Raw genomic sequence first — 24,939 nt, 5'->3', positions numbered from 1 at the left:
AAGAATTCGATGAGAATTCTGTTCTGGCTCCTTTTTGATAAACAATTATATGTAATGCAATTGATTAATGCACAAAGGTAATTCAATATTTAGAAGTTAACATCTTTTAAATTAAATTAAAAATATAATATAATGTAAATAGTATATGTTTTTAATTTTAATTATATTTTGTTGAATTACCAATAAAAATTTAAAGTAATTTAACATATGCTTTAATGTAAGTTAATTTTTTGGAGTTATTATAAATTGTTTAATTACAACGAGAATAATTGGGTAAATATATAATGATAGTTAATTCTATAATTATTTAATCGGGATGTGTACAATTATTTAGGGAGGGAGCAACATGAATAATCAAGCAGGAGAGAATGTAGCTATGATTTTGCAGCTTGAAGAAGTGTGTAAAGAAATCAATTCGATTTTTAAAGTAATTTATGAAACTTATGATTTGACCAAAGAAGAGGTTCTCATTTTACTAACTTTATGGGACAAAGGGTCCATGACGTTAAAAGAAATGGATAGTTACGTTAATATTAAATCGTATAAACGTACACGTACATATAACAAACTTGTTCAATCTGAATGGATATTTAAAGAGAGACCATTAGATGATGAACGAACTGTAATTATTCATTTTAATAAAGAGAAGCAAGAACTTAAAGATGAACTACTAAATTTCATTACTTCTACTATTAAGAAACGATATGAAATACTTGAAAATAGTCTAAACGCATTAATGCGTATTTAATCGATTTGATGTTTTAGTTTATATTGTTTTGAATATAATTTAGAGAGATTTTTCGACAAAACAATCCACTCCATAATTAAACTATGGAGTGGATTTTATATATTATTTAAAATTATATCAGAGAAGATGTATGATGTTAGGTTTAGCGTTTCTCAATCGCACATATAAATGGCGCGTGATTCACTTGATTCATAAATTGATATTTAAGAATATGAGCTTTCTCTTGATCAAAATGTTCTAAGAAATCTAATAAAGCATCTCGTTCAATTTGTCCTTCAGCATGCCCATGGTATATAACTAACACGATAATACCTTCAACACTTAAATAATCAAAAATGTTATTAATTGCTTTTATTGTAGTTTCAGGTCTCGTAACAATTGATTTATCACCCTTAGGTAAGTAGCCAAGGTTAAATATCGCTGCATCTATTTGACCTTTAAATTTAATGTCAATGTGGTTCTTAATGTTTTCATGACCATCACGAATTAATGTTACATTATGAAATTCTTTTACTTTTTCGAAAGTTAACTGAATTGCTGAGTCTTGTATATCTAAACCAAAAACATGACCATTTGGAACCTGTTGTGCAAGAAACAACGTGTCATTACCATTCCCACAAGTAGCATCAATGACAATACTATCTTGTTTAATATGGTCTTTTATTAAAGTTTTTGAGAAGGGGAGAATACGTTCTAATTTCATGAGTTAACCTTTACCTCAGATGTATAATGTTTACCCTGATAGGAGTTGCGTCGTGCTAATTCATCATCAATTTCATTTAAAACTTCCCATTTATTAACACTCCACATAGGACCAATCATTAAATCAATAGGACCATCTCCAGTAATTCGATGAATAATCATTTCAGGTGGTAAAATTTCTAATTGATCGCATACTAGATTGGTATAGTCTTCTTGAGACATAAACTCAAGCATTCCTTTTTCATATTGTTTAACCATTGGTGTCCCTTTTAATAAATGAAGTAAATGAATTTTAATGCCTTGAACATCCATTTGAGCTACTTCACGTGCAGTTTCCATCATCATTTGATAGTCTTCACCAGGTAAGCCATTAATAATATGAGTACACACATTAATGTTTTGTTTTCTTAATTTAGCAACGCCTTCATAATAAGTTTGCATATCATGAGCACGGTTAATTAAGTCTGAGGTTTCTTGATGTACAGTTTGTAAACCTAATTCTACCCATAAATAAGTACGTTCATTTAACTCGGCTAAGTATTCTACTACATCATCAGGTAAACAATCTGGTCTGGTTGCTATAGATAAACCTACAACACCTTCTTCTTTTAAGACAGGCTCATACTTTTCTTTTAATACTTCTACTGGTGCATGCGTATTCGTGAAAGCTTGGAAGTAGGCAATATATTTACCCTCACTCCATTTTTCATGCATCCTATCTTTAATTTGTTGAAATTGAACTTCAATTGGGTCAGCTCTGTTACCAGCAAAGTCACCGCTACCTGCGGCTGAACAGAACGTGCATCCACCATGTGCAACTGTACCATCACGGTTAGGACAGTCAAATCCACCATCAAGTGCTACTTTAAAAATCTTTTGACCAAATTTATTTTTTAAATGGTAATTCCATGTATGATATCGTTTATTTTCAAAGGCATACGGGAAATAGTTACCCATAACACATTTTCCTTTCTATCTAACTTAGTTCTAAGTAAAGATTTTAACATACTTTAATGTTATGGTGTTTAATGTAGTTCATCAAAAATATAAAGAGGGGACTAAAAATATGAATATACCTAGATCAGTATGGTGGCTAGTTATAGGCATGGCGCTAAATATAACTGGCTCTAGCTTTTTATGGCCTTTAAACACAATTTATATGAAAGAAGAGCTTGGTAAGAGCCTGACAATTGCTGCGATTGTTCTAATGGTTAATTCATTCGGAATGGTAGTCGGAAATTTACTAGGAGGTTCATTGTTTGATAAATTAGGTGGTTATCGAACAATTATGATCGGTACCGTTACATGTTTAATCAGTACTACGCTTTTAAACTTCTTCCATGGATGGCCATGGTATGCTGTTTGGTTAGTATTGTTAGGCTTTGGTGGCGGAATGATAGTTCCCGCGATATATGCAATGGCTGGTGCAGTTTGGCCTAACGGTGGGAGAACGACTTTCAATGCAATATACTTAGCTCAAAATATTGGTGTAGCAACCGGTGCAGCTATGGGTGGTTTCGTTGCGGAATTAAGCTTTAATTATATTTTCTTAGCAAACTTGATTATGTACGTCTTGTTTGGAATTGTAGCGATAACTCAATTTAATCTTGAATATCATGCTAAAATCAGAACACCTGATAGTCTAGATATCCATAGTAAAGAGAATAAAAAACGTTTCATTGCACTCTTACTACTGTGTGTAATGTTTGCTATTTGTTGGATTGCTTACATTCAATGGGAAACTACAATTGCATCATTCACTCAAGAATTAAATATTTCTATGTCGCAATACAGTATATTATGGACAGTGAATGGTATTATGATTTTAGTTGCTCAACCGTTAATAAGACCAGCAATTATTTTATTAAAAGGTAATTTAAAATATCAAATGTTAGTTGGTATTTTAATTTTTATGCTTTCATTCTTTGTAACTAGTTTTGCCGAACAATTTACTGTATTTTTAATAGGAATGATTATATTAACTTTTGGTGAAATGTTTGTTTGGCCAGCAGTACCAACTATAGCTAATTATTTAGCACCAGAAGGAAAACAAGGTCAATATCAAGGTGTCGTAAATTCAGCTTCAACTGTTGGTAAAGCATTTGGTCCACTAATAGGTGGGGTATTAGTTGATACCTTTAATATGAGTGCGATGTTCATTGGCATCATGTTCTTATTAATTGTAGGAATTATTTTCCTTTCAATCTTTGATAAATGGCTGCCAAAAGGAAAACAATCGCGACAATCAAGATAGAAGTTTTATTTATACATGAGTTTAAACAAAATAGTAACTACCACTTGCAATTAGTGCTTGAATCTCATAATATTAAAATGTATTGGAGTAGTAACTTAAGTACTTTTCATCAGAGAGCTAGTGGTGGTGAGAACTAGTGTTAAGAATTAAGTGAACTTACCGTTATTCGATTAAATTATAAACATCTCTTACTATTATAAAGTGCACAATTTTTGTGAATTAGGGTGGTACCGCGGCTAAAAGTCGTCCCTTTAATAAATAATAGTTTGAGGTGTTTTTTTATTTATAGGAGGAAAAAGATTTGGGATATAATCACAAGGAAATTGAGAAAAAATGGCAAAATTATTGGGCAGACAACAAAACGTTTAAAACGAGTGATAATCTAGGACAAAAGAAATTTTATGCATTAGATATGTTCCCTTATCCATCTGGAGCAGGTTTACACGTAGGGCATCCAGAAGGTTACACAGCTACTGATATTGTGTCTAGATATAAACGTATGCAAGGTTATAATGTACTTCATCCAATGGGATGGGATGCCTTTGGATTACCTGCTGAACAATATGCATTAGATACTGGTAATGATCCTAGGGGATTTACAAAGCAAAATATTCAAACTTTTAAACGTCAAATACAAGAATTAGGTTTCAGTTATGATTGGGATAGAGAGGTAAATACTACTGACCCTGAATATTACAAATGGACACAATGGATTTTTATCCAACTGTATAATAAAGGTTTAGCCTATGTAGATGAAGTTGCTGTCAACTGGTGTCCAGCTTTAGGAACTGTTCTATCTAATGAAGAAGTTGTTGATGGAGTTTCTGAACGTGGAGGACATCCAGTTTATAGACGACCTATGAAGCAATGGGTATTAAAAATTACAGAATATGCTGACCGATTATTAGAAGATTTAGATGAACTTGACTGGCCAGAATCTATTAAAGACATGCAACGTAATTGGATTGGACGTTCAGAAGGCGCGCGTGTTTCTTTTAAAATTGAAAATGAAGATGCTAGTATCGATGTGTTTACAACGAGACCAGATACAATTTACGGTACAACTTTCTTAGTATTAAGTCCAGAACATGATCTCGTAAATGTTATTACTTCTGAAGATAAATTAGAAGAAGTAAAAAAATATCAAGAAGACGCATCTAAAAAATCTGACCTTGAACGAACAGATTTAGCCAAAGATAAATCAGGTGTCTTCACAGGTGCTTATGCTATAAATCCATTATCAGGTGAGCAATTACCAATTTGGATTGCGGATTATGTACTTTCTAGCTATGGTACAGGCGCAGTCATGGCTGTGCCCGCGCATGATGAACGTGATCACGAGTTTGCAACTAAATTTGATTTACCTATTATCGAAGTCATTGAAGGCGGCAATGTGCAAAAAGAGGCATATACTGGTGAAGGTCAACATGTTAACTCAGGAGAACTTAATGGTTTAGATAATGAAGCGGCTATTGCTAAAGCAATTGAATTACTAGAAACGAATGGTGCTGGAGAGAAAAAAGTAAATTATAAATTAAGAGATTGGCTATTCAGCAGACAACGTTATTGGGGTGAACCAATACCAGTTATTCATTGGGAAGATGGTACTATGACTACAGTTCCAGAAGAAGAATTACCACTTTTACTACCAGAAACTGATGAAATTAAACCTTCTGGTACAGGTGAATCTCCATTAGCTAATATCGATGAGTTTGTGAATGTTGTTGATGAAAAGACAGGCATGAAGGGTCGTCGTGAAACTAATACTATGCCTCAGTGGGCAGGAAGTTGCTGGTATTACTTAAGATATATCGATCCTCATAATAGTAATATGTTAGCTGACCCAGAAAAATTAAAACACTGGTTACCAGTAGATTTATACATTGGTGGGGTAGAACATGCTGTACTTCACTTACTTTATGCTAGATTCTGGCACAAAGTTCTTTACGATTTAGGTGTAGTACCTACTAAAGAGCCGTTCCAAAAATTATTTAATCAAGGTATGATACTTGGTGAAGGTAACGAGAAAATGAGTAAGTCTAAAGGCAACGTAGTTAATCCAGATGATATTGTAGATTCACACGGTGCTGATACATTGCGATTATATGAAATGTTTATGGGACCATTAGATGCAGCTATTGCCTGGAGTGAAAATGGTCTTGATGGTTCAAGACGTTTCTTAGACCGTGTTTGGAGACTATTCATCAATGAAGACGGTTCATTATCAAATAAAATAGTTGAAAATAATGATAATGGATTAGATAAAGTTTATAACCAAACTGTTAAAAAAGTTACAGAAGACTTCAACACATTAAACTTTAATACTGCGATAAGTCAATTAATGGTATTTATTAATGATTGCTATAAAGCAGAAACGATTTATCAACCATATGCTGAAGGCTTTGTAAAAATGCTGGCACCAATTGCACCACATATTTGTGAAGAATTATGGAACCGTTTAGGTAATGAAGACACTATTACTTATCAACCATGGCCAACATATGATGAATCATTACTTGTAGATTCAGAGGTTGAAATTGTAGTACAAGTGAACGGTAAAGTAAGAGCAAAATTAAATATTCCTAAAGATACTTCTAAAGATGAAATGGAAACATTAGCATTACAAGATGAAAATGTTAAACTATCGATTGAGGGTAAAGACATTAAAAAAGTAATTGCAGTCCCTCAAAAACTTGTTAACATCGTTGCAAAATAATAATATAAGGAGTTTTAATAATGGAATCTATTACAGTAGATCAATTAAAAGAAAAAGTATTAGAATCTAATCCAGTGAATATTGTGGACGTTCGTACAGATGAAGAAACTGCAATGGGAGTTATTCCTGGAGCTAAAACAATTCCTATGGATCAAATTCCTGACAACTTAAATCATTTTAATAAAAGTGAAACATATTATATTATTTGTGCCGCAGGAATGCGTAGTGCAAAAGTTGTAAAATATTTAGAAGATCAAGGTGTACATGCTATTAATGTTGAAGGTGGCATGAATGAGTGGGGTACTGAAGGTACAGTTATTGATAGCATCTAATTAACATTAAGAGGCTGTGAACTACACCCAGTCAAGTAGACAATTAAATAATTAAAATGAATGGTTGATTTTGTTTTTAGACAAAATCGGCCATTTTTAATGTGATTCTTTCTGTATTAAAGAAATGAATGTATTTTTCTATTTGTTGCTTTGCCTCTTCAACATTATTAAAAATAAATCGTTTGTTGCCTTTGAAAATCTCACTTTTAATCGTACCCCAAACCCATTCCATAGGACCATTATCTATAGATCTACTAACACGAGACATACTATGAATCATACCGTTTTGTTCTAACTTATATTTAAATAACTTGGAAGTATAATGAAAACCACAGTCACTATGAAACAATATACCTTTGGTATTTTGAACTTGTTGGACTGCTTTCTCCAATGTGCTGAAAACTAACATATTATTATTAGATAAGCCTAGTTCATAGCTAACAATTCGCTTAGTACCTAGATCATAAATAGCACTTAGATAAAGTTTACGACCATCTTTGATTTTAAATTCTGTGACATCTGTTAACCAAGTTCTATTCGGTGATGCAACTTCAAATTGATGGTTAAGTATATTGACTGCTGTAATTTAAGGTGTTGAACGACGGTAAGGTTTGCGCTTAGGTCGTATTACTGTAGCTAATTTGAGTGTTTTCATCAAACGGTAAACACGTTTGTAATTTACTTTTTTATTTAAATATTTTCTAATATAGATATAAACACGGCGATATCCATATATGCCCTTATACTTATGATAAATGGTTTCAATGTCTTGTTTAAGTTGTTCATTGTCCATTTCTCGTTTAGTGGGTTTACGATGGCACCACTTATAATAACTTGACCTAGAAATACCTAATACATGACATAATTGTCGAATCGGATATTGATTCTTTAACGTTTCGATTGTTTTGTACGACGCGATTTGTTGTATTTGCGAATCATCTCCCTTTCTATTTCATTGTACTTTTTTAAAACATTATTTTCCATTTCTAGTAATCTACTACGTTCTTTTAATACTCTGATTTCTGCTTCTTTTTGCTCTTCTGATGTCAATATAGATTGCGGTTTGCCTTTGCCACGGCCATCTACTAATCCATCACTTCCATGAGCTTGATATTTTTGGATCCACTGATAAATATGGTCGTATGTGATATTAAAGTGTTCTGCAACTTCTCTATATGATTGTTTGTGATTTAAGTAATATTCAACAATTGCGACACGTTCTTCGAATGTGGTTTGTCTTGCTTTCATGATATACACCTCAGATTTAGGAGATTGTTTTTTAATCTCTTTTCCTTCAGTATCCATTTTTATCCAACTTTTAACTTGTGTCGAACTACAAATATTGTATTTTATGGCGAGATCTTGAGCGGATTGATTTGAATTAAAACATTCATTTATAATTTTTAATTTCAAATCCTTGGGATAATGATTGTAGTGAGCTTTTGGAAGTAGTGTTTCAATTCCATGAGTTTTATAATACTTGTATTTTGGATATAAAGTATTGATATTAATATCTATTTTTTAATGTATCGATTAAATACTGGAATGAAATACCTTTTTCATATTCTTGAAACATATATAGTAGTAAGTCTACATCTACTTTAGGATGGCTTGTCATAAAAAAGCCCTCTTCAAAGTTTTTCATTTTTTCAATGTCTACTTTGAAGGGAGCATATCACTGACTAATATGTCAATCTCTTTTTTTTGTGATCATATTTTATAATATTTTTAAAAGAATAATTAAATATACACTAGCGTACAATAATCAATAGTGATAGAATAATTTCGTAAGTGGTCAAATAGTGTACAGACTATATTTTGACAAATTCATTAAATCAAAGACATCAAGATCAGACTACAAGGAGGATATTTAATGAATCTATTTAAAAAACAAAAATTCAGTATACGTAAATTTACAGTTGGGACGTTCTCAACAGTGATTGCTACTCTAGCATTTATCACTCACACAGGACATGCAGCTGAATTAGATGAGCATAGTCAATTAGCTCAACAAAAAATTACTGAATCAAAAAATACGGAAAACTTAAATCAACATCAACCAGATGCTATTAAAGATTCATCTAAAAGTGAATCTAAGATAGATGATAATACTACTTTAAATAGAGAGGCTGTTAGTGAGACTACTGAAGTTCCAAATAAAACTCAAACTACAAATAGCGCAGAAAATATAAATAGCACTGAAATATCTGACAAAGATAAAGATAAGTCAAAAGTTAAAGATAATAATGTTGATACAAATCAACCAATTCTAGAGAATAATAAATCCAATAAGGATAGTAAAGCGACAACAGTTCACAAACGAGCGAAACGTGATGCTAATGATGTAACTTCAAATACTCAAACACAACAAGACCCAATGGCTATTAATGAAACAAACTCAGGTCAAGTCGTTAACGGTAACTTTACTGATACATCTAACGGAGCTGAAATTCCAACAGCAAATACAGAATCTGCAATGGATGAAGCAAGTAAGATTCCTGGATGGAAAGTAGTCAATAGCCAACAAACACAAATACCATTAGTATGGGGACCAAAAGTCTTACCATCATACACTTATATCACATTCGATAAGACTAATAATAAAATTGGTGCTGTATTATCTAAGTATAGCGATAATTTATCTTACGGAAGACCAGATAATAGTGTAGGACCGATATATCAAGATATCGATGTTACACCTGGTTCTGAATTACAATTTCATTACTTAGGTTCCTCAATAGGTAATATTTCTGGGTTTAATAGTGCACGCATGTATATATATGATGCTAATAATCCATCAACATTATTGTATAAAGGTACGCCTAAAACAAGTAACCAAGCTTTCGGTATTTTTAAAGGTGTTTTTAATGTACCTGAAAACATTTCAAGAATTAGATTACAATTTGAGTCTTTAGTGAATGTCAGTCATGACACTTATAATGGACATCGTTTACTTAAAGGTCCTAATAACTTTGGTGGTGGTGTAGTTGCGGATGTTTCTGTTAATACTGGTGCTTATTTAAAAGTGAGTGCAGTTCAAACTGAATACCAAGCTAACTCTACATCTGATAGTTCACCTGTTGTAAATGCTAAATTAAATGTTTCTATTGAGAACAAAGGTCACTCTAGTTCTAACAAAACACAATATAAAGTTGTATTACCTGAAGGGGTGACTTTTGTCTCAGCTGAGAATGCAACTGGTACATTTAATGAAGGTACTAGAGAACTTACGCTTAATATTAATCCAATAGATACTGGTACTACTCGAAATATTTCTTATACTGTATCAATACCTACTACAGTTCCAATTAAAAAGGATTTTAATGCGAATCTAATTTATCAAACTGAAGGTATTAACATGAACCGTAAAAATGGTTCAAGAGACTTTGCTGTGCAAACACCTGGTGACAACAACTACTTAAGATATGGTGGTAATAATGAATTTATTATTACTGAGAGTGATCAAAGACAAGGTAGTACAATAGCTCCAACGCAATCTGTAACTGTCAATATGTATAAAGATGCCATTAATAGTAAAATTAGTGAAATTGAAACTGAACTTGGTCAAGTTAATCAAAGTAATTATTCTACAGAAGCATGGAACAATCTACAAACAGCACTCACAAGTGCAAAGGTTGTAAAAAATGAAACAGATGCTACACCATTAACCGATAGAAAGAACCAAGCAGAAATCAATAACTTATTATTAAACTTAGAGAAAGCAAAAGCTAAATTTGATATAGATAAAGCAGCTAAAGCTAGAGAAAGTGTTATCAATAGTAATACTGAAGCTACAACTGAAGAAAAACAAGCTGCTTTAACCAAATTACAAAATAAATATAACGAGAATAAAGCTGAAATTGATAAATTAACTATTAGTAATGATATCGCTCCACTAAAAGAAAGCAGTATCTCTCAAATCAATTTAATTAATGTAACCGCTACTAAAAAAGCTGAAGCTAAACAAGCAATTGAAGCGGCTTTAACCCAACGTAAAGTATACATTGACGGTCATTATGATGCGACACAAGAAGAAAAAGAGGTAGCAATGAATAAAGCTACTGAAGAAGCAAATAAAGCAAAAGCTTTAATTGATCAAGCTACATCAAACAATGATGTAGATCAAGCGCAAACTAATGGTATAGATATTATTAATACTATTGATGCGGTTGTTACAAAAAAAGCAAATGGTAAAAAGGCTATAGAACAAGCAGCTGAAGCGAAAAAAGCTTTAATTAATCAATTGAGTGATGCAACACAAGAAGAAAAAGATGCAGCAATTCAAAGGGTAACAGATGAAGTTAGAAAAGCTGACAGACTCATAGACCAATCTACCACTAATGATGGTGTTGATGAATTTCAAGCGCATGGTATTAGTGCAATTAACAATATTCAACCAGAAATAGTTAAAAAATCAGATGCTAAACAATCGATTGATATAGCGGTCTTAAATCAAAAGGCATTAGTAAATAATAACAATGAGGCTACTCAAGAAGAGAAAGATGTAGCTTTAGCCAAAATTGATGAAGCGGCTAAACAAGCAAAGGCTGCAATTGATGCTGCAACTACAAATAACGCAGTAGATGAAGCAACAACCAACAACACTACAATAATTTCTGGAATTCTTCCTGATACGGTTAAGAAAGCAGCAGCAAGAAAAGCAATTGACGATGCTGCAACTGCAAAAAAAGAAGCTATTAATAATACGCCGAATGCGACAGAAGAAGAAAAAGTAGCGGCAAAAGTTAAGGTCGATGATGCAGTAACAGAAGCGAAGAAAGCAATAGACCAATCAACAAATAACGCCGGCGTAGATAACGCAAAATCAAATGGTGTAGAAGCAATCAATCACGTCCAACCAACGGTTGTTAAGAAAGATGAAGCGAAAACAGCGATTGATAATGCAGCACAAGCGAAGAAAGCGGAAATCGATCAAACGCTTAATGCGACAGAAGAAGAAAAAGCAGCAGCGAAAGCGAAAGTTGATGAAGCAGCAAATAATGCGAAAGCGTCAATAGACCAACCGAGAAATAACAATGATGTAGATACTGCAAAAACAAATGGAATAGAAGCAATCAATCACGTCCAACCGACGGTTGTTAAAAAAGATGAAGCGAAAACAGCGATTGATAATGCAGCACAAGCGAAGAAAGCGGAAATCGATCAAACACCAAATGCGACAGAAGAAGAAAAAGTAGCGGCAAAAGCTAAGGTCGATGAAGCAGCAAATAATGCGAAAGCGTCAATAGACCAAGCGAGAAATAACAATGATGTAGATACTGCAAAAACAAATGGAATAGAAGCAATCAATCACGTCCAACCGACGGTTGTTAAAAAAGATGAAGCAAAAACAGCGATTGATAATGTAGCACAAGCGAAGAAAGCAGAAATCGATCAAACACCAAATGCGACAGAAGAAGAAAAAGTAGCGGCAAAAGCTAAGGTCGATGAAGCAGCAAATAATGCGAAAGCGTCAATAGACCAAGCGACAAATAACGCTAGCGTAGATAACGCAAAAACAAATGGAATAGAAGCAATCAATCACGTCCAACCGACGGTTGTTAAAAAAGATGAAGCAAAAACAGCGATTGATAATGTAGCACAAGCGAAGAAAGCAGAAATTGATCAAACACCAAATGCGACAGATGAGGAGAAAGCAGAGGCAAAAGCGAAAGTTGATGAAGCAGTTAAAATTGCGAAAGAAAATATTGATAAATCTTTAAACAATAACGAAGTCGACGAGTCTTTAAATAAAGGTGAATTGAAAATTAAAAATGTTCAAACTACAGTTATTGCGAAAGAAAAAGCGATCAAACATCTTATGGATATTGCAACAAAACAAAAAGCAAAAATTGATTCAAATCAATTTGCAACTGATGAAGAAAAATCGACTGCGAAACATAAGATTGATCAAATTATAAATAAAGCTTACGCAGCAATCAAAAAAGCAAAAAGTAATAGTGAAGTAAATAATATTGATGATAAATATAGTAAGTTAATTTCAGAAACAAATACTATAGCTAAAGCTAAACATGATACTCTATTAAAGCAAATTGTTGAAGAAAAAGAGGTTAAACTTAATAATATTAAATTTAATATTGTAAAAAGTACTGAAAAAGTGAATGAAATACAAAAAGAAGAATCTAAAAATAAAAAAGAAAAAGTAAATTATAAATTAGAAGTAACTAAGTTTAATGGAAGCTCACAATTGCCTAATACAGGTGTGAATATGACATCTAACGTCGTACCATTAACTCAACTATCCTTAATAAGTGGATTATTCTTGCTATTAATATCAAAACGAAGAAAAAATGCTAAATAAGATTGAATTGCACTATTTTTGACAATCAAATTAAAGATTAATAGAACTTCCTTCAAACATTTTGAATACCAATATGTTTGAAGGAAGTTCTTTTTATTCTATTTGAAATATGGCTGCTTCATTTCCCGCTACATGGCCGGTAACTAAAGCACTTGTGATATTATATCCTCCAGTATAACCGTGAATATCTAAGACTTCACCACATAAAAATAGTCCTGGTTGAATTTTAGACATCATTGTTTTAGGCAAAATTTCTTTTAAACTTACACCACCACCAGTTACAAACGCTTTATCAATTGGTAGTGTCCCATTAACTTCAAAAGTAAACGCTTTAAAGCATTCAACTAATTGTTTAAGTTGCTGATTTGATAAATGATGAAAAGTAGTATTTTCATCAATTTGAGCTTGTTTTAGCATAAATAGAAGATACCTTTCTTCTATTAACCCTCTCAAACTATTTTTTATATATTTGTCAGGTTCTTCACTTAAGATGGATGTTATCTTCTCTTCTAGTAGATGATTTTTAAATTCTGGAAACACATCTAATTGCATTTTAATCTCTTTTTTCTTTTGGTTTTTTTGTTCTTTATAAACAAATTGACTACATCTTAGCGCTGCAGGACCACTTATACCAAAGTGAGTGAATATCATATCCATTTTATGACTTATTCTTTTTTTACCATTTTTCTTAAGTACAGATAATTCTATGTCTTTTAGGCTTAAACCTTTAAGTTCTTTAGATTTAATAAAGGACTCTGCTGAAGTTATAGGGACTTCAGTAGGGAAGAGTTCAGTGATACTATGTCCTAATTTTTTAGCAAACTTATAGCCATCACCCGTTGAACCTGTTTGAGGGACACTAGTTCCACCAGTTGCAATAATGACACTTTTACTTAAAAAAATACCTTTATCAGTTATAACGTTAAAAGTCCCGTTATCTTCTACGTTAATATCATTGACGATAGTTTCCTCTTTTATGTCAACTTTATTTTGTTTTATGGTATTTACAAGTGTATCAACTACATCTTGAGATTTATTTGTGACAGGGAACATACGGCCATGGTCTTCTTCTTTTAATTTGACGCCTCTGGATTCAAAGAAGTTGATTATCGATTCATTATCAAATACTGAAAAGGGGCTATATAAAAATTTTCCATTACCAGGGATATTTTTTATTATTTCTGCGTAAGGTAAACGATTTGTAACATTGCATCTACCACCACCTGAAATTTTAAGTTTTCTACCCAGACCTTTTTTCTTCTCTAATAAGAGTACATTTTGACTTTGTTCTGATGCAGCAACCGCTGCCATAAGCCCACTAGGTCCACCACCTATAATAATCGTTTGATACATAGAGTAACCTCCATTTGTTAATCATAGTTCTCTTATTATAAATTAAAATACGTTTGAATTCTCAATAAATTTAGTTATAATTTAAGATTGGTTCATCATTAATTAATTAATTATATATCTTGATTTATTATGCGTTTAAACTTAAATTTAGTAAAACTATTAAAGTAATTAGTAAACAATTAGTATTTTGTGATATATTTTATAGTAATGCAAGCCCTTAAAAATTACAGGTTTTAAATTAAATAATTTGATTATTAAAAAGGCAGGAAGATTAAATATGAGTGAAAATAAGGAAATGGTAAGAGGTACCTTTCTTATTACATTAAGTATTCTTATTACTAAAATTTTAGGTGTACTTTTTGTAATTCCTTTTTATGCCATTATGGGTGCAAATGCGGAAGAAAAGTTAGCACCATTCAACTATGCTTATGTTCCATATAATATTGCAATTGCTGTAGCAACCGCAGGCATACCGTTAGCTGCTTCAAAATTTGTAGCTAAATATAATGCCTTAGGTGCGTATAAAGTCGGACAAAAATTGTATAAATCGAGTTTTATAGTGATGTCCATTTCTGGAATAATTGGATTTTTAATATTATTCTTCTTAGCACCAGACATTGCTGCTTTAACGTTAGGACGCAAAGAAGGCAAAGGCGGTTGGACAATCGATGATATCACATGGATTATCCGAGTTATTAGTATGGTAGTTATGTTTATACCATTACTTGCTACTTGGCGTGGAGTATTTCAAGGTTATGAATCTATGGGTCCTACAGCTGTTTCAGAAGTAACAGAACAAATTGCTAGAATAGTTTTTATTCTTATAGGTAGTTTTTTAGTATTAAATGTTTTTCATGGTTCTTATCTACAAGCAAATGGTATAGCAACATTTGCAGCTGCTATAGGTGCAATTGCTGGTTTGTTAACGCTTTGGTATTACTGGCGTAGACGTAAACCTCATATTCAAAAAATGGTAGCTTCTGATCATACCGGTTTGGACGTGCCATACACAAAAATGTATAAGGAAATTATTTCATATAGTATTCCATTTGTTATTGTGAGTTTGAATTTTCCTTTATTTAATTTAGTGGATCAATTTACACATAATAATGCATTAGATGCAGCAGGGTTTCATGCGAATAAGGACTATTTCTTTACAATTTTAAACTTTACAACAAATAAAATTGTTATGATCCCAACATCTTTAGCTGCTGGATTTGCTGTTAGTTTAATACCATTTATTACCAAAACTTTTGCAGAGGGTCGCTTAAATGAAATGCATCGCCAAATTAAAACTTCAATTGGTGTATTGATGTATATAACAGTTCCGGCAAGTCTAGGTATAATGGCATTGTCTTCACCGTTATATACAGTATTTTATCAATACAATCCAGATGGTAATAAAATATTATTTTATTATGCGCCTGTTGCAATATTAATTTCTCTATTGAGTGTTACTGCCTCAATGTTACAAGGAATAAATAAACAAAAATTAACAGTTTTTGTCATTTTAGGCTCAGTATTTGTTAAATTAATCTTAAATATTCCTTTAATTATGATATTCCATACATCAGGAGCTGTTTTAAGTACTGCAATCGCATTAACGGTTGCCAATGTTGCAAACTTAATGATTTTAAAAGTTTATGCCAAGTTCCACTTTACTGATACATTGGTTCAAGTTGCTAAAATTTTCATTTATAGTTTAATCATGATGATAAGTGTTGAAGTAGTCTACTTCTTACTAAGCTTATTTATTTCTGTAGATCGAAAATCTGGTGCATTTATAATACTGATTATAGGGGTTATAGTTGGTGGACTGATTTATGGAGCAATTACAATCAAGAACAGATTAGCTGATGAGTTTTTAGGGGATTTACCTGGTAAGATTCGTCGTAAAGTTGGATTCCTAAGATGAGATTAGATAAATTTTTAGCAAACATGGGTGTTGGAACGCGTACTGAAGTTAAACAACTTTTAAAAAAAGGAAAGGTCACAGTTAATACTTCAGTCGAGAAGTCACCTAAATCTTATATTAACCCCACAGAAGATATGGTTTGTGTAAATGAAAAGCAAGTTGAGTTCGTTAACAATGTTTATATTATGCTAAATAAGCCAAAAGGTTATATTTCAGCCACACACGATGAATCAAATCGAACAGTAATTGATTTAATTCCGGAATACCAACATCTAAATATCTTTCCAGTTGGAAGGCTAGACAAGGATACTGAAGGTTTACTACTCATTACAAATGATGGTCAATTTAGTCATAATTTAATGAGTCCCTCTAAACATGTTTCTAAGACATATGAAGTGACATCGCAAAATCCCGTTACTAAAGCTGATATTGACGCATTTAAGAAAGGCATCATCCTTTCTGACGGTCCAGTCAAACCAGCACAATTAACTAGAATAAATGAAACTACATCACAGGTTACAATTTATGAAGGTAAATATCATCAAGTTAAAAGGATGTTTCACGCCATTGAAAATGAGGTATTAGAATTAAAACGTCTTAAAATCGCTAATTTGGCGTTAGATGAAAATCTCAAATCTGGAGAGTATAAGTTACTTTCAGATAAAGAATTAAAACTTTTACAGCATTAACAAAGGAGAAGGTGTTTAATATGGCTAAAACTACAGGTTTATTTAGAATAATTGCTGGTGTTGGCGCTGCAGCTGCAGCAGTAGTATTATCTCGAAAAGAAAGTAGAGATAAATTAAAAGAACAATATAATAAATATAAAGAAGATCCAGAGGGATACAAAGAAAACGCAAGAGGTTTAGCAAGTCAATTAAGTTCTAAAGCTAATGAAACAATTCAAGAAGTTAAAAATAATCCTCAAGACTATGCTAATCGTTTAAAAAATGATCCAAAATCATTTTTAGAAGAAGAAAAATCAAAATTTACTAATTTAGATGCTAATAAAGAAGATTCATTAGAAGAAGGTAAATTTGATGATGAAGGTGGCGCAACTGTTAATAACAATTTAAGAGTTGTCACTGAAGAAGACTTAAAGAAAAATAATAATGCATTAGAAGATAAAGATTAATCTTGATTTTATCTAAGATGTTTTTGAACCTGAACATTGAAAAATGTATTAGGTTCTTTTTTATTTAATAAGAAGATACATTTGAAAACAAGTAACTATAATTATTACTAAACATGCTAACGTACAATCTTGTTAAATATAACTCCATATAAGGGTGTCAAATGTATAAATTTAATATAGTTAATAATATTTTTTATAAAATCTATAAATATTCTGACATCTTACTGTAATTTATCTCCATAGTTATGTAAAATAAAATGTATATCTATTGAAAAGGAAGTTGATCTCGAATGTGGAAAGAAAAAGTTCAAGAATATGAAGGTCAAATTATCGATGATTTGAAAGGTCTACTTTCAATTGAGAGTGTCAGAGATGATTCAAAAGCATCTGATGAAACTCCAGTTGGTCCTGGACCACGACAAGCACTCGATTATATGTACGAAATTGCACAAAGAGATGGTTTTTCTACCCATGATGTAGATCACATTGCAGGCAGAATTGAAGCGGGCAAGGGTGACGATGTATTAGGCGTTTTATGCCACGTTGACGTTGTACCCGCCGGAGATGGTTGGGATTCAGACCCATTTAACCCAGTTGTAACTGATGATGCAATTATTGCTAGAGGTACGTTAGATGATAAAGGTCCTACAATAGCTGCTTATTATGCAGTTAAAATTTTAAATGATATGAAAGTTGATTGGAAGAAACGCATTCATATCATTATAGGTACGGATGAAGAATCCGATTGGAGATGTACTGAAAGATATTTCCAAACTGAAGAAATGCCTACATTAGGATTTGCACCGGATGCAGAATTTCCAGCTATTCATGGTGAAAAAGGTATAACAACTTTCGATTTAGTCCAAAATAGCACTTCTGAAGACCAAGATGAACCAGATTATGAATTAATATCGTTTGAATCTGGACAACGTTATAATATGGTGCCAGATCATGCACAAGCTAGAGTATTTGTAAAAGAAAATATGACAGACGTTGTACAACATTTTGAACACTACTTAGACCAAAATAAATTACAGGGTGAGAGTGTTGTTGATAGTGGTGAGTTAGTTTTAACGCTAGAAGGTAAAGCTGTTCATGGTATGGACCCTTCATTAGGAGTTAATGCCGGTTTATATTTATTAGATTTCTTATCAACATTAAATTTAAATCAAACGGCAAGAGAGTTTGTAGACTTTAGTAATCGTTATCTTCATGAATCACACTTTGGTGAGAAAATGGGTATGAAATTCCATACAGACGTCATGGGTGATGTAACAACAAATGTTGGTATAATTTCTTACGACAATAAACAAGGTGGACGTTTTGGCATAAACTTACGCTATCCTCAAAAATTTGAGTTTGAAGAAGCAATACAACGATTTACAAAAGAAATTAAAGCATATGGATTTGACCTTGAATTAGGAAAAGTTCAACAACCTCATTTTGTAGACAAAAATGATCCATTTGTACAAAAATTAGTTAAAGCTTATAGAAATCAAACTGGTGATATGTCTGAACCATATACAATAGGTGGAGGAACATATGCTAGAAATCTTGATAAAGGTGTAGCGTTTGGGGCTATGTTTGAAGATTCAGAGGATTTAATGCATCAAAAGAATGAGTATATTACTAAAAAGCAATTGTTCAACGCGACAAGTATCTATTTAGAAGCAATTTATTCACTTTGTGTGGAGGGATAATCTATGACAAAAGTTTTTATTAACGGCGAATTTATCGACCAAAATGAAGCTAAAGTATCTTATGAAGACCGTGGTTATGTATTTGGTGATGGGATTTATGAATACATTAGAGCATATGATGGGAAATTATTTACAGTAACAGAACACTTTGAACGATTTTTTAGAAGTGCAAGTGAAATTCAATTAGATTTAGGCTATACTGTCGAAGAATTAATAAATGTAGTTAGAGAATTATTAAAGGTAAATAATATTCAAAATGGTGGTATCTATATTCAAGCTACGCGTGGTGTAGCACCAAGAAATCACTCGTTCCCAACTCCAGAAGTAAAGCCGGTTATTATGGCATTTGCTAAAAGTTATGATCGTCCATATGATGATTTAGAAAATGGTATTAATGCAGCTACTGTTGAAGATATTAGATGGTTACGTTGTGATATTAAAAGTTTAAACCTTCTAGGAAATGTACTTGCAAAGGAATATGCGGTTAAATACAATGCTGGTGAAGCAATTCAACATAGAGGGGAAACTGTTACAGAAGGCGCTTCTAGTAATGTATATGCGATTAAAGATGGTGCCATTTATACGCATCCTGTTAATAATTACATTTTAAATGGTATTACTCGTAAGGTTATTAAATGGATTTCTGAAGATGAAGATATTCCTTTTAAAGAAGAAACATTTACTGTTGAATTCTTAAAAAATGCTGATGAAGTCATTGTTTCTAGTACATCTGCTGAAGTGACACCAGTTGTTAAGATTGATGGTGAACAAGTTGGTGACGGTAAGGTAGGTCCTGTTACTCGTCAATTACAAGAAGGCTTTAATAAATATATTGAATCTAGAAGTAGTTAATTCATTAAAATAATTAAATTGAAGAGCGTACTAATTCTTAAAAGATAGAATTATAGTACGTTCTTTTTTATTTTTCAGTGTGAATAAATTAAATGAATTAAATTAAAAATACTCAGTTTAAAGATATGAAAATGTGTTATAATGAAACCTAAAGATTGAATCGAATTTTAGCTAGTATCGACTAGTAAAATGTATCTTTTTGTTTCTCATTTTCAGTTGAAAAAGAAGGCTAAAAATTATAAAATCAACATTGAGTGATAAAAGAGACGTATTTATTTAAATAAGTGTTAGGGGACAATAACATATTATTTAAAATTATGACTTATATGTAAAAACATAACTATTTTGAAATATATAATCTTTTTTCCAACAAATGATTATAATAAATTAGAATATATGGCTCTTGAAAACTATATTTCTCGAGCCATTTTCTAATTGAAAGTGAGGTGAACGAGTTGGAGCAGTTTTATCAATTAGGGTGGACACTTGATTCTGCAGGTGGCGCTTCAGGTGAAGCATACATGGCTGAACAAGATGGACAAAAGCTATTTTTAAAGCGTAATTCTAATCCATTTATAGCAGCGCTCTCAGCTGAGGGGATTGTACCTAAATTGGTTTGGACTAAACGTATTGAAACAGGTGAAGTAGTTACAGCGCAGCATTGGAAAAATGGCAGAGAACTAGAACCTGATGAAATGTATCAATCACGAGTTGCTGCATTATTAAAAAAGATTCATGGTTCAAAACCTTTACTCAATATGCTTAAACGAATGGAAATGGAACCAATCACACCTAATATTATGTTAAAAAAGATTAATGCTTCATTATCAAGAGAAGTATTAACACATCATATTATTCGCAAATCATTAACATATTTAGAAGAACACATACCTAACCTAGATTCTCGCTTTTTTACTGTTGTACACGGAGATGTGAATCATAATAATTGGTTATTATCTGATCGGGATGAGTTGTTCTTAGTAGATTGGGAAGGTGCAATGATTGCTGATCCTGCAATTGATATTGGAATGCTGCTTTATAACTACGTTCCCGAAAAAAACTGGTCAGACTGGTTTAAAACATACGGTGTAGAAGAGAGCATTGAATTAAACAAGCGTATGAAATGGTATACGGTAATTCAATCAATCGGAATGGTTCAGTGGTATGAAGAACAGAAAAGATTTAAAGATATGAATAATTGGTTGAAATTCTTAAATGAGGTTATGAATAGCAATTTATTTATCTAAGGGAGATTTCGTGTATGAGAGTTCGCTATAAACCATGGGCGGAAGATTATTTGAAAGAACATCCTAATTTAGTTGATATGGATGGGGTGCATGCTGGAAAAATGTCAGAGTGGTTTGATAAAGAGCAACCGATTTATATAGAAATTGGATCTGGTATGGGGCAATTTATAACTACACTAGCTTCTAAATTCCCAGAAATAAACTTTGTTTCTATGGAACGTGAAAAAAGTGTAATGTATAAAGTGTTGGATAAAGTGAAGGAACTAAACCTGACAAATTTAAAAATGATATGTAATGACGCTATAGAGTTAAATGAGTATTTTAATGATGGTGAAGTCTCTCGAATCTATTTAAATTTCTCAGATCCTTGGCCAAAAAAAAGGCATGCTAAACGTCGATTGACATATCATACTTTTTTAGCTTTATATCAACAAATTTTAAAAGAAGATGGAGAAATTCATTTTAAAACGGATAATAGAGGTTTATTCGCTTTCAGTTTAGAAAGTATGTCGCAATATGGGATGTACTTTACGAAGTTAAATCTAAATCTACATGACGAAGATGATGAAGATAATATTTTGACAGAATATGAAAAGAAATTTTCTGAAAAAGGTTCTAGAATTTATCGTATGGAAGCGAAATTTCATAAATCTATTAAACATTAGTTAGTAAAATTTCAATAATAAGTACTATTGAAATAATGTATTACAAATATTAAAATAGTGATAGAATAATGAAATTAACAACAATAAAATATACTCAGTTCTAATCACCCTACAGGAGTGGTACAATGATTCATTATGAATAATGTACCACTCCTGTTTATTTATTTTTAAAGTGGATATTGTATTGTAACTTAGATTGATATCTGAACACTTAATAGATAAAAAGACAAATGGAAGGTGTTTAATATGAAATTAGGCGCATTTAACATCAATTATTTAAATGGTGGTATGACGCAAATGGATGGTGGGGCCATATTTGGAGTAGTTCCTAAACCATTATGGACTAAACGATATGCTGTTAATGAGAAAAACCAAGTTCCAAATTTAACTTACCCAATTTTAATTCAAACAGGGGATAAAAATATTTTGATTGATGCTGGAATTGGTAATCATAAATTAACTGATAAACAACTTAAAAATTATGGTGTCATGTATGAAAGTCAAATACATGATGAACTAGAAAAATTAAATTTAAATGTTGAAGATATAGATATGGTACTTATGTCCCATATGCATTTTGATCATGCCACAGGTCTAACAGATGTTGACGGCAACTCAATTTTTTCGAAAGCTACTCATTTTGTGCAACAAGACGAGTGGCATGAATTTATAAGCCCTAACATACGTAGTAAGGCAACTTATTTGGAAATCAATAGAGGTACTTATGAAAATAAATTAATACTTTTTGATAAAAAGGTTGAAGTTTATCCAGGCATTCATATGAAGCACGTGGGTGGTCATAGTTATGGACAATCAATTATTACGATTGAAAGTGAAGGAGAGAGAGCTGTCCATATGTCTGATATTATGCCTACGAATGCACATATTAATCCATTATGGGTTATGGCATATGACGATTATCCAATGCAATCCATTCGAGAAAAAGAAAGATTAATTCCCTATTACATTTATCAAGATTATTGGTTCTTGTATTATCATGATAATGTATTCTTCGCGGCTCAGTATGAACTTGATGGCAAAACAATCAAGCAGTCAATTAAGCGTTAATGATTGACTAGTGAAATGTTGGATTTAGGCTTGCTTTAATAATTGAAATTACATGTAAAGTAAAAAATGGTAAGAGGAGTGGGCATACTTTAATTCCAACTCCTCTTACCATTTACTTTATTATAATTCTATAATATTAATGATTTCTCCCGATTTAGCATCCGCATAAAATATATATTCAACTTGCTGATTATTCTTACTTTGAGTTATGCCACCTTGAAAGATTAATCTGTTTGGATATAAATTGTCATCTACATACGGCTCATGAAGAATAAATGAACCTTTAATATTCATAAAGTAAGATTTGGCTTCTTTCAGAACATTACTAGGATTTTGGATTTTATTATTTTCTCTAAGAAAATAGATAAATATAATAGTAGCAACACTTGTAAGTAAAGCAACTGAAATTGAGATGTATTTGTAAGTTTGACGTGTCATAATCTTTACCTCTCTATTAATAGTTCTTATCATTAGTGTACCATATTCAAAATGATATAATACATTTAAGGAGTGTGTTAGTTAAGATGGACAAGAAAAAAACATTAGAGCGAATTAAAGCTTTAAGTGAATTACATGGTGCGCCAGGTTTTGAAGAAGACGTACGAAATTATATGAAAAAAGAAATGGCACCATATGTTGATGAATTTATTGTAAATCATATGGGTGGTTTCTATGGAGTCAAAAAATCTAAAAAAGCTAATGCCAAGAGGGTAATGATAGCTGCACATATGGATGAGATTGGATTTATGATTACAAATATAACAACAAATGGTATGTTACAGTTTACCAATCTTGGAGGAGTAGCAAATGATATATGGCAGGGTCAACGCCTTCAAGTTAAAAACAGAAAAGGAGACATTATTGTAGGGATTGTTTCTAATATACCTAAACACTTTAGAACTGGAAATGAAGCAGTACCTGAAATAAAAGATTTATTGTTAGATATAGGTGCAAGTTCTGATAAAGAAGTAAGGGAATTAGGTATTCAAATAGGAGATACAATAGTTCCAAATACTGAATTGACGCAGTTATCTGAATATCGATATAGTGCTAAAGCATGGGATAATCGATATGGTTGTGTCATTGCAATTGAAATACTAGAATTGTTGTGTGATGTAGAATTGGATGTCGATTTATATGTTGGTGCTAACGTTCAAGAAGAAGTAGGATTACGTGGTGCTAAGCCAGCTGCTGAATTAATTCAGCCTGACGTTGCTTTGGTTGTAGATTGTTCACCTGCGAATGATATTAAAGGTGTAAACCAATTATCAGGTGAATTAGGTGGTGGAACATTAATCCGTATTAAAGACGGCACTATGATTCTACAACCAGAATTTAGAGATTATCTAATTAAGTTAGCTGAAGACAATCATATAAAATATCAATACTACATATCTCCAGGCGGTACAGATGGTGGAGAAATACACAAAGCTAATATTGGTATTCCAACTGCAGTAATTGGTGTTTGTGCTAGATATATTCATAGTACGAATGCAGTTTTTGATATTAGAGATTACTATTCTGCAAGACAGCTACTTGAACAAGTTATATTAAATTTAAATATAGAACAAATTAACAAATTACAATTCCAAGATAAGGAGTAGATTAAATGATAAAATTAGAATCTGAATCTCAATTTAATTCACTTAAGAAAGAAAACACAGTATTTGAATTTACAGCAGGTTGGTGCCCTGACTGTCGTATTATTGAACCTGATTTACCTCGATTAGAAGAGAAGTATAAACATTTTAATTTTGTTTCAGTTGATAGAGATGAATTTATAGATTTAGCTATTGAAAATGATATTATGGGTATCCCAAGCTTTTTAGTGTATAAAAATGATAAATTAGTAGGTAGTTATATTGGAAAAGAACGAAAATCTATTGAACAAATTGATGAATTCTTGAGTAAATATGTTTAATTAAAAAGT

General features: G+C 31.9%; 19 protein-coding genes, 1 pseudogene and 1 other annotated feature. Of the genes and pseudogenes, 15 read left to right on the top strand and 5 right to left on the bottom strand.

Translation table 11 applies throughout. From position 1 onward, the window contains the following. Positions 1-346: 346 nt before the first annotated feature. Positions 347-748 (top strand): transcriptional regulator, SarA/Rot family, encoded by a 402-nt coding sequence (locus BDW31_RS04825; RefSeq protein WP_110709254.1) that lies wholly within the window; start codon positions 347-349, stop codon positions 746-748. A gap of 142 nt (positions 749-890) precedes the next feature. On the opposite strand, the gene mnmM is transcribed toward BDW31_RS04825, so the two are convergent. Both mnmM and mnmL read right to left on the bottom strand, forming a co-directional pair. After that, positions 891-1,451, bottom strand: coding sequence for a tRNA 5-(aminomethyl)-2-thiouridylate-methyltransferase MnmM (mnmM, locus tag BDW31_RS04820; protein WP_037552284.1), 561 nt, complete (start codon positions 1,449-1,451; stop codon positions 891-893). After that, entirely contained in the window at positions 1,448-2,407 is a 960-nt protein-coding gene (gene mnmL / locus BDW31_RS04815; protein WP_037552288.1) for a tRNA modification radical SAM protein MnmL/YtqA, read from the bottom strand. Before mnmL ends, mnmM begins: the two co-directional genes overlap by 4 nt. A 109-nt stretch (positions 2,408-2,516) precedes the next feature. On the opposite strand from mnmL, the gene BDW31_RS04810 reads away from it, so the two are divergent. The 3 genes from BDW31_RS04810 (at position 2,517) to BDW31_RS04800 (ending at position 6,752) form a co-directional block, all read left to right on the top strand. After that, positions 2,517-3,704 carry an MDR family MFS transporter gene (locus BDW31_RS04810; protein WP_037552289.1) on the top strand — a complete coding sequence of 396 codons (1,188 nt, stop codon included), beginning with the start codon at positions 2,517-2,519 and terminating at the stop codon, positions 3,702-3,704. Between the two features lie 68 nt (positions 3,705-3,772). After that, positions 3,773-3,958: a binding site (T-box leader), on the top strand. Positions 3,959-4,005: 47 nt separating this feature from the next. After that, positions 4,006-6,420 carry a leucine--tRNA ligase gene (leuS, locus tag BDW31_RS04805; protein WP_037552293.1) on the top strand — a complete coding sequence of 805 codons (2,415 nt, stop codon included), beginning with the start codon at positions 4,006-4,008 and terminating at the stop codon, positions 6,418-6,420. 20 nt (positions 6,421-6,440) lie between these two features. After that, complete coding sequence (locus tag BDW31_RS04800) at positions 6,441-6,752, top strand: rhodanese-like domain-containing protein (RefSeq protein WP_037552296.1); 312 nt, start codon at positions 6,441-6,443, stop codon at positions 6,750-6,752. Positions 6,753-6,828: 76 nt separating this feature from the next. Here BDW31_RS04800 and BDW31_RS04795 read toward each other — a convergent pair. Then, a pseudogene (locus BDW31_RS04795) lies at positions 6,829-8,397 on the bottom strand (IS3 family transposase). 228 nt (positions 8,398-8,625) lie between these two features. Here BDW31_RS04795 and BDW31_RS04790 point away from each other — a divergent pair. After that, a complete protein-coding gene (locus tag BDW31_RS04790; RefSeq protein WP_110709252.1) occupies positions 8,626-13,074 on the top strand; it encodes a SasC/FmtB family protein in 4,449 nt (1,482 codons plus the stop codon). Between the two features lie 93 nt (positions 13,075-13,167). On the opposite strand, the gene BDW31_RS04785 is transcribed toward BDW31_RS04790, so the two are convergent. Continuing rightward, positions 13,168-14,427, bottom strand: coding sequence for a BaiN/RdsA family NAD(P)/FAD-dependent oxidoreductase (locus tag BDW31_RS04785; protein WP_070840143.1), 1,260 nt, complete (start codon positions 14,425-14,427; stop codon positions 13,168-13,170). 277 nt (positions 14,428-14,704) lie between these two features. On the opposite strand from BDW31_RS04785, the gene BDW31_RS04780 reads away from it, so the two are divergent. From BDW31_RS04780 to BDW31_RS04745, 8 genes are all read left to right on the top strand, one after another. Further along, a complete protein-coding gene (locus BDW31_RS04780) occupies positions 14,705-16,342 on the top strand; it encodes a putative polysaccharide biosynthesis protein (RefSeq protein WP_110709249.1) in 1,638 nt (545 codons plus the stop codon). Further along, positions 16,339-17,031: a pseudouridine synthase gene (locus BDW31_RS04775; RefSeq protein WP_110709247.1), complete on the top strand. Its 693-nt coding sequence runs from the start codon at positions 16,339-16,341 to the stop codon at positions 17,029-17,031. The genes BDW31_RS04780 and BDW31_RS04775 overlap by 4 nt, the downstream gene beginning before the upstream one ends. A gap of 20 nt (positions 17,032-17,051) precedes the next feature. Next, a complete protein-coding gene (locus tag BDW31_RS04770) occupies positions 17,052-17,477 on the top strand; it encodes a YtxH domain-containing protein (protein WP_110709246.1) in 426 nt (141 codons plus the stop codon). A gap of 290 nt (positions 17,478-17,767) precedes the next feature. Next, positions 17,768-19,177 (top strand): Cys-Gly-3M3SH dipeptidase, encoded by a 1,410-nt coding sequence (locus BDW31_RS04765; protein WP_070440090.1) that lies wholly within the window; start codon positions 17,768-17,770, stop codon positions 19,175-19,177. Between the two features lie 3 nt (positions 19,178-19,180). Continuing rightward, on the top strand, positions 19,181-20,029 hold the full coding sequence (dat, locus tag BDW31_RS04760) for a D-amino-acid transaminase (RefSeq protein WP_110709244.1): 849 nt from the start codon (positions 19,181-19,183) through the stop codon (positions 20,027-20,029). Positions 20,030-20,484: 455 nt separating this feature from the next. Next, on the top strand, positions 20,485-21,276 hold the full coding sequence (locus BDW31_RS04755; protein ID WP_037536899.1) for a phosphotransferase family protein: 792 nt from the start codon (positions 20,485-20,487) through the stop codon (positions 21,274-21,276). Positions 21,277-21,290: 14 nt separating this feature from the next. Further along, positions 21,291-21,941, top strand: coding sequence for a tRNA (guanosine(46)-N7)-methyltransferase TrmB (trmB, locus tag BDW31_RS04750; RefSeq protein ID WP_037551081.1), 651 nt, complete (start codon positions 21,291-21,293; stop codon positions 21,939-21,941). Positions 21,942-22,187: 246 nt separating this feature from the next. Next, a complete protein-coding gene (locus tag BDW31_RS04745; RefSeq protein WP_110709241.1) occupies positions 22,188-23,009 on the top strand; it encodes a YtnP family quorum-quenching lactonase in 822 nt (273 codons plus the stop codon). Positions 23,010-23,129: 120 nt separating this feature from the next. Here BDW31_RS04745 and BDW31_RS04740 read toward each other — a convergent pair whose 3' ends face one another. After that, complete coding sequence (locus tag BDW31_RS04740; protein ID WP_053025155.1) at positions 23,130-23,447, bottom strand: hypothetical protein; 318 nt, start codon at positions 23,445-23,447, stop codon at positions 23,130-23,132. A gap of 86 nt (positions 23,448-23,533) precedes the next feature. Between BDW31_RS04740 and BDW31_RS04735 the strand changes: the two genes are divergently transcribed. Next, positions 23,534-24,613, top strand: a complete 1,080-nt coding sequence (locus tag BDW31_RS04735; RefSeq protein ID WP_085060182.1) for a M42 family metallopeptidase — start codon at positions 23,534-23,536, stop codon at positions 24,611-24,613. A 5-nt stretch (positions 24,614-24,618) separates the two neighbouring features. Next, positions 24,619-24,930 carry a thioredoxin family protein gene (locus tag BDW31_RS04730; protein WP_110709240.1) on the top strand — a complete coding sequence of 104 codons (312 nt, stop codon included), beginning with the start codon at positions 24,619-24,621 and terminating at the stop codon, positions 24,928-24,930. Positions 24,931-24,939: the final 9 nt, after the last annotated feature.

The sequence above is a fragment of the Staphylococcus sp. AtHG25 genome, assembly GCF_003217445.1.
Taxonomy (GTDB): domain Bacteria; phylum Bacillota; class Bacilli; order Staphylococcales; family Staphylococcaceae; genus Staphylococcus; species Staphylococcus haemolyticus.
This window is presented reverse-complemented; position numbering and strand designations above follow the sequence as displayed.

Excerpts from the sequence above, each read along its gene's own strand:
- BDW31_RS04765 (WP_070440090.1), top strand. The coding sequence starts at position 17,768 with ATGTGGAAAGAAAAAGTTCAAGAATATGAAGGTCAAATTATCGATGAT.
- mnmL (WP_037552288.1), bottom strand. The coding sequence starts at position 2,407 with ATGGGTAACTATTTCCCGTATGCCTTTGAAAATAAACGATATCATACA.
- BDW31_RS04800 (WP_037552296.1), top strand. The coding sequence starts at position 6,441 with ATGGAATCTATTACAGTAGATCAATTAAAAGAAAAAGTATTAGAATCT.
- trmB (WP_037551081.1), top strand. The coding sequence starts at position 21,291 with ATGAGAGTTCGCTATAAACCATGGGCGGAAGATTATTTGAAAGAACAT.
- BDW31_RS04810 (WP_037552289.1), top strand. The coding sequence starts at position 2,517 with ATGAATATACCTAGATCAGTATGGTGGCTAGTTATAGGCATGGCGCTA.
- BDW31_RS04825 (WP_110709254.1), top strand. The coding sequence starts at position 347 with ATGAATAATCAAGCAGGAGAGAATGTAGCTATGATTTTGCAGCTTGAA.
- BDW31_RS04740 (WP_053025155.1), bottom strand. The coding sequence starts at position 23,447 with ATGACACGTCAAACTTACAAATACATCTCAATTTCAGTTGCTTTACTT.
- BDW31_RS04730 (WP_110709240.1), top strand. The coding sequence starts at position 24,619 with ATGATAAAATTAGAATCTGAATCTCAATTTAATTCACTTAAGAAAGAA.
- mnmM (WP_037552284.1), bottom strand. The coding sequence starts at position 1,451 with ATGAAATTAGAACGTATTCTCCCCTTCTCAAAAACTTTAATAAAAGAC.
- BDW31_RS04745 (WP_110709241.1), top strand. The coding sequence starts at position 22,188 with ATGAAATTAGGCGCATTTAACATCAATTATTTAAATGGTGGTATGACG.
- BDW31_RS04790 (WP_110709252.1), top strand. The coding sequence starts at position 8,626 with ATGAATCTATTTAAAAAACAAAAATTCAGTATACGTAAATTTACAGTT.
- BDW31_RS04770 (WP_110709246.1), top strand. The coding sequence starts at position 17,052 with ATGGCTAAAACTACAGGTTTATTTAGAATAATTGCTGGTGTTGGCGCT.
- BDW31_RS04785 (WP_070840143.1), bottom strand. The coding sequence starts at position 14,427 with ATGTATCAAACGATTATTATAGGTGGTGGACCTAGTGGGCTTATGGCA.
- BDW31_RS04775 (WP_110709247.1), top strand. The coding sequence starts at position 16,339 with ATGAGATTAGATAAATTTTTAGCAAACATGGGTGTTGGAACGCGTACT.
- dat (WP_110709244.1), top strand. The coding sequence starts at position 19,181 with ATGACAAAAGTTTTTATTAACGGCGAATTTATCGACCAAAATGAAGCT.
- BDW31_RS04780 (WP_110709249.1), top strand. The coding sequence starts at position 14,705 with ATGAGTGAAAATAAGGAAATGGTAAGAGGTACCTTTCTTATTACATTA.
- BDW31_RS04735 (WP_085060182.1), top strand. The coding sequence starts at position 23,534 with ATGGACAAGAAAAAAACATTAGAGCGAATTAAAGCTTTAAGTGAATTA.